Annotated in this window: 9 protein-coding genes, 1 rRNA gene and 1 pseudogene; all 11 read left to right on the top strand. The window is 68.5% G+C overall.

The genetic code is table 11. The annotated features are described in order from the left end of the window. Nucleotides 1–86: ribosomal RNA gene (rrf, locus tag ACZ48Z_RS42970) — 5S ribosomal RNA — on the top strand; the annotation flags it as partial. Nucleotides 87–148: 62 nt separating this feature from the next. Further along, nucleotides 149–793: an HAD family hydrolase gene (locus tag ACZ48Z_RS42965; protein WP_468741372.1), complete on the top strand. Its 645-nt coding sequence runs from the start codon at nucleotides 149–151 to the stop codon at nucleotides 791–793. Between the two features lie 69 nt (nucleotides 794–862). Beyond that, complete coding sequence (locus ACZ48Z_RS42960; protein WP_468741371.1) at nucleotides 863–1,546, top strand: VC0807 family protein; 684 nt, start codon at nucleotides 863–865, stop codon at nucleotides 1,544–1,546. A 66-nt stretch (nucleotides 1,547–1,612) separates the two neighbouring features. After that, nucleotides 1,613–2,809, top strand: a complete 1,197-nt coding sequence (locus ACZ48Z_RS42955) for an MFS transporter (protein ID WP_468741370.1) — start codon at nucleotides 1,613–1,615, stop codon at nucleotides 2,807–2,809. After that, complete coding sequence (locus ACZ48Z_RS42950) at nucleotides 2,778–3,950, top strand: acetoin utilization protein AcuC (RefSeq protein ID WP_468741369.1); 1,173 nt, start codon at nucleotides 2,778–2,780, stop codon at nucleotides 3,948–3,950. The genes ACZ48Z_RS42955 and ACZ48Z_RS42950 overlap by 32 nt, the downstream gene beginning before the upstream one ends. 281 nt (nucleotides 3,951–4,231) lie before the next feature. After that, nucleotides 4,232–5,047 (top strand): phosphatase, encoded by an 816-nt coding sequence (locus ACZ48Z_RS42945; RefSeq protein WP_468741368.1) that lies wholly within the window; start codon nucleotides 4,232–4,234, stop codon nucleotides 5,045–5,047. Nucleotides 5,048–5,176: 129 nt separating this feature from the next. Continuing rightward, nucleotides 5,177–5,386 (top strand): helix-turn-helix domain-containing protein, encoded by a 210-nt coding sequence (locus ACZ48Z_RS42940; RefSeq protein ID WP_016437488.1) that lies wholly within the window; start codon nucleotides 5,177–5,179, stop codon nucleotides 5,384–5,386. Nucleotides 5,387–5,562: 176 nt separating this feature from the next. Continuing rightward, nucleotides 5,563–5,661 carry a 30S ribosomal protein bS22 gene (locus ACZ48Z_RS42935; protein WP_003948845.1) on the top strand — a complete coding sequence of 33 codons (99 nt, stop codon included), beginning with the start codon at nucleotides 5,563–5,565 and terminating at the stop codon, nucleotides 5,659–5,661. A 221-nt stretch (nucleotides 5,662–5,882) separates the two neighbouring features. Next, nucleotides 5,883–6,947, top strand: coding sequence for an NAD-dependent epimerase/dehydratase family protein (locus ACZ48Z_RS42930; protein WP_468741367.1), 1,065 nt, complete (start codon nucleotides 5,883–5,885; stop codon nucleotides 6,945–6,947). Between the two features lie 14 nt (nucleotides 6,948–6,961). Continuing rightward, complete coding sequence (locus ACZ48Z_RS42925) at nucleotides 6,962–8,014, top strand: lysophospholipid acyltransferase family protein (protein ID WP_468741366.1); 1,053 nt, start codon at nucleotides 6,962–6,964, stop codon at nucleotides 8,012–8,014. A gap of 116 nt (nucleotides 8,015–8,130) precedes the next feature. Next, a pseudogene (locus ACZ48Z_RS42920) lies at nucleotides 8,131–8,372 on the top strand (glycerol acyltransferase); the annotation flags it as partial.

Here is an 8,372-nt window from a genome sequence, read left to right as displayed (position 1 = left end):
GTTACATTCCGAACCCGGAAGCTAAGCCTTACAGCGCCGATGGTACTGCAGGGGGGACCCTGTGGGAGAGTAGGACACCGCCGAACAATTTTTGAGAAAACCCCCGTGCCATTCGGCACGGGGGTTTTCTGCGTTTAGGCTCGACCCCATGCGCTATGACCTCGTCATCTTCGACAACGACGGTGTCCTCGTCGACAGCGAGCCGATTTCCAATCGGCATCTCGCCGCCTACCTGACGGAGCTCGGGCACCCGACCTCTTACGAGGACTCCATCCGGGACTACATGGGCTCCGCCATGCACCGGATCCATGACCTCGTCCTGGAGCGCACTGGGCAGCGGCTGCCGGAGGACTTCGACGACGTCTTCCACGCGCGGGTGTTCGCCGCGTTCGAGCGGGAGTTGCAGCCGGTGGCCGGCGTGAGCGGCGTACTGGAGAAGCTGGCGGCGGACGGGGTGCCGTACTGTGTCGCGTCCTCCGGGAGTCATGAGCGGATCCGGGTGGGGCATCGGGCGACCGGGCTCGACCGGTGGTTCGAGGAGGAGTGGATCTTCAGTTCCCAGGATGTGGGGCGGGGGAAGCCCGCGCCGGACCTGTTCCTGTACGCCGCTGAGCGGATGGGGGTCGAGCCCGGGCGGTGTGTGGTGGTCGAGGACAGTCCGCTGGGGGTGCGGGCGGCTGTCGCGGCCGGGATGGATGTATGCGGGTTCACTGCCATGACGCCCGCCGGCAAGCTCAAAGGGGCCACTCAACTCTTCTCTGAGATGGGGGAGTTGGCTGACCTGCTCGTCTGACATTTGTCATGCCTGGGGCCGGACGATCGTTTCTACCGGTGCCCCCGCCCCGGGCGGGAAGCTGAGGGCATGACGACGAAGACGAACTCGAAGCGTGCGAACCTGACTCCCCTGGTCGTGGACGTGGCGGTGCCGATCGGGGCGTACTACCTGCTCAAGGACGGGCTCGGGACGAGCACGTTGATGGCGCTCGGACTCAGCAGTGTCGTGCCTGCCGTGCGGACCGGCTGGAGTGTGGTGAAGGAGCGGACGGTCAACGGTCTGGCCGCCCTCATCCTCGTCGTCAACGTCGTTGGGCTGCTGCTCAGCTTCGTCGCCGGTGACCCGCGACTGATGCTCGCCAAGGACAGCGGGGTCAGCAGTGTGATCGGGATCGGCATCCTCGTCTCCGTCGTGCTGGGGAGGCCGATGATGACCGCGGGGATGAAGCCCTGGCTGGTGAAGGGGATGGCGGAGCGGGAGGCCGCCTGGGTACGGCTGCAGGACGGGTCGGCGGGCTTCCGGCGGGCCGAGCGGCGGTTCTCCGTGGTCTGGGGTGTCGTACTGCTGGCGGAGTGCGTGGTGCGGGTCGTGGGGGCGTACACGCTGCCGGTGGACACGATGGTCTGGCTCGGGTCCGTCATCATGGTCGTCGCGATGGCGCTGGGTTTCCTGGTCAGCGGGGCGCTGGCGGCCGGGCCGATGGCCGGGATGCTGATCGCTGAGACGAAGGCCGGCGGCCTTGTGAGGTCCGAGATCGGCCTCGCCCGGTAAAGCTGAGTGAAATTCATCTTTGGCTGGATCTACCCACGAGTACGCTGGGGCCCTACGCTCGCCGCCATGACAGATGTGCTGCGGCGCGGTAGGGCCTCGCTGGCGTTCAGTTTCTTCGCGCAAGGCGTCGCCTTCGCTCTGCTGGTGACGCGGATCCCCGCGATCCAGGACCGGTACGGCGTCTCCGACGCGCTGTTGCCGGCCTTCCTGGCCGCCGTGCCGATCCTCGCCGGGGTCGGGAGCGTCTCTACCGAGCACCTGGTGAAGCGGATCCGGCCCAGCCGGCTGCTGCGGTTCGCCCAGCCCGTCGTGCTCCTGGCGCTGCTCGGGGTGGGGGCCGGGGACTCGACGGTCGAGCTGGGTGTCTCGCTCGCCGCCTTCGGGCTCGCCGTCGGCATGCTCGACGCGTCCATGAACATGCTCGGGGTGAGCCTCCAGCGGGCCTACGGGCGCAGCATCATGCTGAGCTTCCACGCGGTGTTCAGCCTCGGCGGGATCGTGGGGGCCTCGCTGGCCTGGGTGGGCGCGCACTGGCACCTCGCGCTGTTCCTGTCCTATCTGCCGGTCGTGGTGGTGCTGTTGCCGCTGTGCCTGGCGGGGAGCCGCTGGTACGTCGACGGGGATCTCGCTGCCGTGGAGGAGACCGGGGAGGGCGGCGGGCAGCCTCTCGTCTTCAAGCTGCTGTTGCCGCTGTGCCTGGTGATGACCTTCGCCTACATCGGCGACTCCACGGTCTCCAACTGGAGTGCGAAGTACCTCCAGGACGTGCTGGGGAGCTCGGAGCAGCTGGCGACCGTGCCGTACAACGTCTATATGGTGACCACCCTGCTGGGACGGACCGTCGGGGACTTCGGGGTGCGGCGGCTCGGGGCGGCGGTGGTCGTGCGGCTCGGGGCGCTGGTGGCGGCCGTGGGGTTCGGGGTGGTGGCCGTTGCGCCGGGGCCATGGGTGGGGATGCTCGGGTTCACGCTGCTGGGAATCGGGTTGTGTGTGCTGGTGCCGCAGACCTTCGCGGCGGCCGGGCGGTTGTTCCCGGGGGCCTCGGATGCGGCGGTCGCTCGGCTCAACGTCTTCAACTACGTGGGGTTTCTGGTCGGTTCGCCGTTGGTGGGGGCCTTGGGGGACGCGTGGAGCTATCGCGGGGCCATGCTCGTACCGATGGTGTTGGTGCTGGTGACGCTGGTGTACGCCAAGTCGTTCGCCGCTCAACCGGACCGATACGGTGGCGGGCATGAGCGGCCGCGCACAGCTGATGTGGGATGAGGCAGTAACGGGTTATGACTTCGGTCCGGACCATCCGATGGATCCGGTCCGGCTCGACCTGACCCGGCGCCTGGTGGACGCCTTCGGGCTGGACCGGGAGCTGCAGGTCGTGGCCGCGAAGGCGGCCGGGGAGTCGACGTTGCGGCTCGTGCACCGGGAGGACTACGTCGAGGCCGTGAAGGCGGCCTCCGTGGATCCCGGGGCGGCGGACCAGTCGTACGGGCTGGGGACGATGGACGATCCGGCCTTCGAGCGGATGCACGAGGTGTCCGCGCTGATCGCGGGGCAGTCGGTGGGCGCCGCGGAGGCCGTGTGGCGCGGGGACGTGCTGCACGCGGTGAACTTCGCGGGCGGGCTGCATCACGCGATGCCGGGGGGCGCGTCCGGGTTCTGCATCTACAACGACGCCTCGCTCGCGATCGCCCGGCTGCTGGAGCTCGGGGCCGCGCGGGTCGCCTATGTGGATGTCGACGTGCATCACGGGGACGGGGTGCAGGCGGCGTTCTGGGAGGATCCCCGGGTTCTGACGATCTCCCTGCACGAGCATCCTCGGACGCTGTTCCCGCAGACCGGGTGGCCGGAGGAGACGGGAGCTGACTCGGCTGAGGGCAGCGCCGTGAACGTGGCGCTGCCGGCGGGGACCGGGGACGCGGGGTGGCTGCGGGCGTTCCACGCCGTGGTGCCGGAGCTGATCGCGGACTTCCGGCCGGACGTGCTAGTGACGCAGCACGGGGCGGACACGCACTTCGAGGACCCGCTGGCCCATCTCGCGGTGTCGTTGGACGCGCAGCGGGCGGTGCAGGTCGCCTGTCACGAGCTGGCGCACGAGTACGCCGACGGGAAGTGGATCGCGCTCGGGGGTGGCGGGTACGCGGTGGTGGACGTCGTACCGCGGTCGTGGACGCATCTGGTGGGGATCGCCGCGGGGCGGCCGGTCGATCCTGAGGCGATGATCCCTGAGGGGTGGCGGCAGGAAGTGTTCGCCCGGACGCGGCAGTTGGCGCCGGCGCGGATGACCGACGGGCGGTGGCCGGTGTCCTTTGCCTCGTGGGAGGCGGGGTACGACCCTGCGGACCGGCTGGATCAGGCTGTGCTGGCCACTCGGCGGGCGGTGTTTCCGTTGCGGGGGTTGTTGACGTAGGCCTGAGCCCCGGCCTTCTGCGCGGCGCCGTCGGATGTGGCGGGGCCGTCGGATGTGGCGGGGCATGGTGTCGTCGGGCGGCTGCGGGCTCGTGGTGGCTGGTCGCGCAGTTCCCCGCGCCCCTGGGTGGGGTTGGCGTTCTTTGTTGCGTGGGAGTCAGTTGATCGCGCTCCAGGGTGGGTGGGGCTGGTGTCCTCGTCCTGGCTCTCTCGTTACGCCGACCGTGCGGTGTTTTGCTGTTTCCGGGCCTCTTTCGGGTGTCGTGCGTCACCATCACTCAGGTGTTGAGCACCGGTGCGCTGCGCGCCCATCTGCTGGCCGCTCGTCTGGCCGGGTCCGTGGCCACCTCCCGGGAGGAGAGTCTGCGGAGCTATCGGTTGTTCGCGGCTCGGGATCCGAGGGTGCTGATCGGTCTTGATCCCGAGTGGTCGTGGGGGCAGCGGGATCTGATCGGTTTGATGGCCGACAAATGCGGGGTTTCTGCCGATCCGGGATGCGTTTCCGGGCATGATGTGATCGATCCCGAGCGGACCCTCGTGGCGCTCGACGCCTTCGCGGAGCGGCTCGCGGCAGTGGCCCAGCGCAGCGGGGCCGTGCTCCTCGGCACCGGGCATCCGCACCGACTGCTCGGGTTCTACGCCGACATCGCGGACGCGCTCTCGGCGGCGGGATGTACCGTCCTCACCCCTGCGCATGGCCACTGTGTCGACATAACGACCCGGTTCGGTCTACGCACGTACAACCTTCACTACGTACGAGGAGTCGCGCTCATGCGGGCACCGGACGCGAAGAGCTCCGGTGGTGAGCCGGGCGCACACACGCATTCGCCGCTGCCGGTTCGTACCGCCCTGGCGGCCGCGGCGGACGGCGGCGGGCCGCTTCCCGAGCTCGTGATCGGGGATCACGGATGGGTCTGCGGGGCAGGTCAGCTGGGGTTTGAGGCCATTGGGCTGGCGGATACGGATGACCCCGCGCTCTTTGTGGGGGAGGCCGAGGGGGCTGTGTCCGTAGTCGTTCCGGTTGATGACGCTGTGCGGTCTGATTACTACCGGCCGCTGACCCGCTACGTACTCAATCGAGCGTGTCTGTCACAGTAGGCCGCCGATGGGTGCACCTCTTCCCCACTTGCATCACCCGCCCCTACATTGGGGAGTGAGCACGCAACGACGAAGAGTCACCGGAAGGGGAAGCCGGTGACCGTCGAGTGCGGAAGGTTCAGGTGTGTCATGGCTGCTGAGCAGAGGCCTCTGAGCGAGGTCCAGTTCCTTACCGTGGCGGAAGTCGCTTCGGTGATGCGAGTGTCGAAGATGACCGTGTACCGACTGGTGCACAGTGGTCATCTGCCCGCGATCAGGGTGGGGCGGTCCTTCCGCGTCCCCGAGAACGCGGTTCACGAGTACCTTCGCGAGAGTTACGTGGGGGTGGAAACAGCCTGACGACATGAGCTCGGGGAGGTCCTGAGGGGGCCTCAGGGCACTCGCGGACCCCTGCCTGATCTCCCCGGTTCACCTCGATTACGACCTCAGCGCTCGGACGGGTAGGCTAGCCCCTTGTAGGTCGTATGGGCCCATGGCGCCCAACGCCGAGTGATGAGAAGTGAGCGAGGGTAGTCGTGGGCTCTGTTATCAAGAAGCGGCGCAAGCGGATGGCTAAGAAGAAGCACCGCAAGCTGCTCAAGCGCACGCGCGTCCAGCGTCGCAACAAGAAGTAAGCGACGCCGCGTAGGCAGCGTGTGTGTGGCCCCCCACCCAGTACCGGTGGGGGGCCACACGCGTGTTCCGGGGCGGGCCGGTGGGCCGGATGTCGTCACCTCATGCTGTGGGCGGTCATCACAGCGCAACATCGACCGGCTAAGTTGGCGGCACACGGGGAACGCGCACAGGACCGGGGCGGTACGGGAGCGGGACTACGGCTGGAAGGAAGGCGCTGATCTTGGGAAAGGTCGTGCTCGTGACCGGGGTGGCCCGACAGCTGGGGGGCCGGTTCGTACGACGGATACAGCGTGACCCGCAGGTGGACCGGGTGATCGCCGTGGACGCGGTCCCGCCGGAGCATCATCTGGGCGGTGCCGACTTCATCCAGGCGGACATCCGCCAGCCCGGCATCGCGCGGGTCCTGGCGGAGACGGGTGCCGACACCGTCGTACACCTGGAGGTGACGGCGATGGCGCTCGGCAGTGGGAGCCGGACCACGGTCAAGGAGACCAACGTCATCGGCACCATGCAGCTGCTCGGTGCCTGTCAGAAGTCGCCGAACGTCAAGCGGCTCGTGGTGAAGTCCAGTACGAACGTGTACGGCTCGGCGCCGCGTGATCCCGCGGTGTTCACGGAGACCACGCCGCCCAAGTCCCTGCCCTCCGGCGGCTTCGCGAAGGACGCCGTCGAGGTCGAGGGGTATGTGCGGGGCTTCTCGCGGCGTCGGCCGGACGTGGCGGTGTGTGTGCTGAGGTTCGCGAACATCCTGGGGCCGACGGCGGACACCCCGCTCGCCTCGTACTTCGCGCTGCCGGTGCTGCCGACCGTGTTCGGGTACGACCCCCGGCTGCAGTTCGTGCACGAGGACGACGTGATCGAGGTCCTGCGGATCGCCTCGCACGAGCCGGAGCGGGGCACGCTCAACAGCGGCACCTTCAACATCGCGGGCGACGGGGTCCTGCTGCTGTCGCAGTGTTCCCGGCGGCTCGGGCGGCCCACCGTGCCCCTGCTGCTGCCGGCCGTCACCTGGGCCGGGTCGCTGGTCCGGACGCTGGGCGTGACCGACTTCTCGCCCGAGCAGATCCGGCTGCTCACCCACGGCCGGGTCGTGTCGACGGTCCAGATGCGCGAGACGCTCGGATTCCGGCCGAAGTACACGACGGCGGAGGCCTTCGCGGACTTCGCGCGCAGCCAGGGACCCGGGCTGCTGCCGCCGGAGGCCCTCGCGGGGGCCGTCGACCGGATCGCCGCGCTGCCGTCCCTGGCGGACAGCGGCCACCCCCCGACGCAGAGCGCCAACTGAGGAGCGCATCAACGATGGCGGACGCCAAGGTCATTCCGTTCGACGACGACCGGTCCCGCGCAGGCGCCGTACAGCGGCCGTCGCGGCGCCGGAGTGCGGGGAGCCGGCGCAAGGGCCCCGAGCCCGCGCTGGTCCGTGAGGTCCAGCCCCTGCCCAGCAGGGCTTCCGCGCAGGATGATGTTCCTGTGACGCGTGAGGAACAGCCGCCGCAGCAGGCGAACGACGAAGGCGGCCTGGAGCGACGGATCGCCGGAGGCCTGGCCTTCCTGCGCCGCCGGCTCACCGGTGACTACGAGGTCGACGACTTCGGGTACGACGAGGAACTCACCGACCAGGTCCTGATGTCGCTGCTGCGGCCGGTGTACGAGAAGTACTTCCGGGTCGAGGTGAAGGGCGTCGAGAACATTCCGGCGGAGGGCGGCGCGCTGATCGTCGCCAACCATTCCGGGACGCTGCCGCTGGACGGGCTGATGATGCAGGTCGCCGTCCACGACCACCACCCCGCGAACCGGCATCTACGGTTGTTGGCGGCGGACCTGGTGTTCATGCTGCCGGTGGTCAACGAACTCGCCCGCAAGGCCGGCCACACCCTCGCCTGTGCCGAGGACGCCGAACGGCTGCTGGGGCGCGGAGAACTGGTCGGCGTGATGCCGGAGGGCTTCAAGGGCATCGGCAAGCCCTTCAGCGAGCGCTACAAGCTCCAGCGCTTCGGCCGGGGCGGCTTCGTCTCCACGGCCCTGCGCCAGCGGGCCCCGATCATTCCGTGCTCGATCGTCGGCGCGGAGGAGATCTACCCGATGATCGGCAACGCGAAGACGTTGGCCCGCCTTTTGGGCTTCCCGTACTTTCCGTTGACGCCGACGTTTCCGTGGCTGGGGCCGTTGGGTGCGGTTCCGTTGCCGACGAAGTGGACGATTCAGTTCGGTGAGCCGATCCACACGGATGGTTATCCGCCGGAGGCTGCCGAGGATCCGATGCTGATGTTCAACCTGACCGACCAGGTGAGGGAGCAGATCCAGCACACGCTCTACAAGCTGCTGGTGCAGCGGCGGTCTGTTTTCTTCTGAGGGGTCCGGTGGGGCTGACGGGGTCGTTCTGATGGGGGTCCGGTGGGCCGCCGGACGGGGTCCGGCGCAGCCGTGCGAAGCCCGCGGAGCGGTGCGAGGGCGGCAATGTGGATGGGTCGTTGGCCCGCCTTTTGGGCTTCCCGTACTTTCCGTTGACGCCGACGTTTCCGTGGCTGGGGCCGTTGGGTGCGGTTCCGTTGCCGACGAAGTGGACCATTCAGTTCGGTGAGCCGATCCACACGGATGGTTATCCGCCGGAGGCCGCCGAGGATCCGATGCTGATGTTCAACCTGACCGACCAGGTGAGGGAGCAGATCCAGCACACGCTCTACAAGCTGCTGGTGCAGCGGCGGTCTGT

The organism is Streptomyces sp. NPDC031225 (assembly GCF_055570355.1).
This window is presented reverse-complemented; position numbering and strand designations above follow the sequence as displayed.

What these genes read in the sequence shown, in the direction of transcription:
- ACZ48Z_RS42965 (WP_468741372.1), top strand. Translation starts at nt 149, where the DNA reads ATGCGCTATGACCTCGTCATCTTCGACAACGACGGTGTCCTCGTCGAC.
- ACZ48Z_RS42960 (WP_468741371.1), top strand. Translation starts at nt 863, where the DNA reads ATGACGACGAAGACGAACTCGAAGCGTGCGAACCTGACTCCCCTGGTC.
- ACZ48Z_RS42955 (WP_468741370.1), top strand. Translation starts at nt 1,613, where the DNA reads ATGACAGATGTGCTGCGGCGCGGTAGGGCCTCGCTGGCGTTCAGTTTC.
- ACZ48Z_RS42950 (WP_468741369.1), top strand. Translation starts at nt 2,778, where the DNA reads ATGAGCGGCCGCGCACAGCTGATGTGGGATGAGGCAGTAACGGGTTAT.
- ACZ48Z_RS42940 (WP_016437488.1), top strand. Translation starts at nt 5,177, where the DNA reads ATGGCTGCTGAGCAGAGGCCTCTGAGCGAGGTCCAGTTCCTTACCGTG.
- ACZ48Z_RS42925 (WP_468741366.1), top strand. Translation starts at nt 6,962, where the DNA reads ATGGCGGACGCCAAGGTCATTCCGTTCGACGACGACCGGTCCCGCGCA.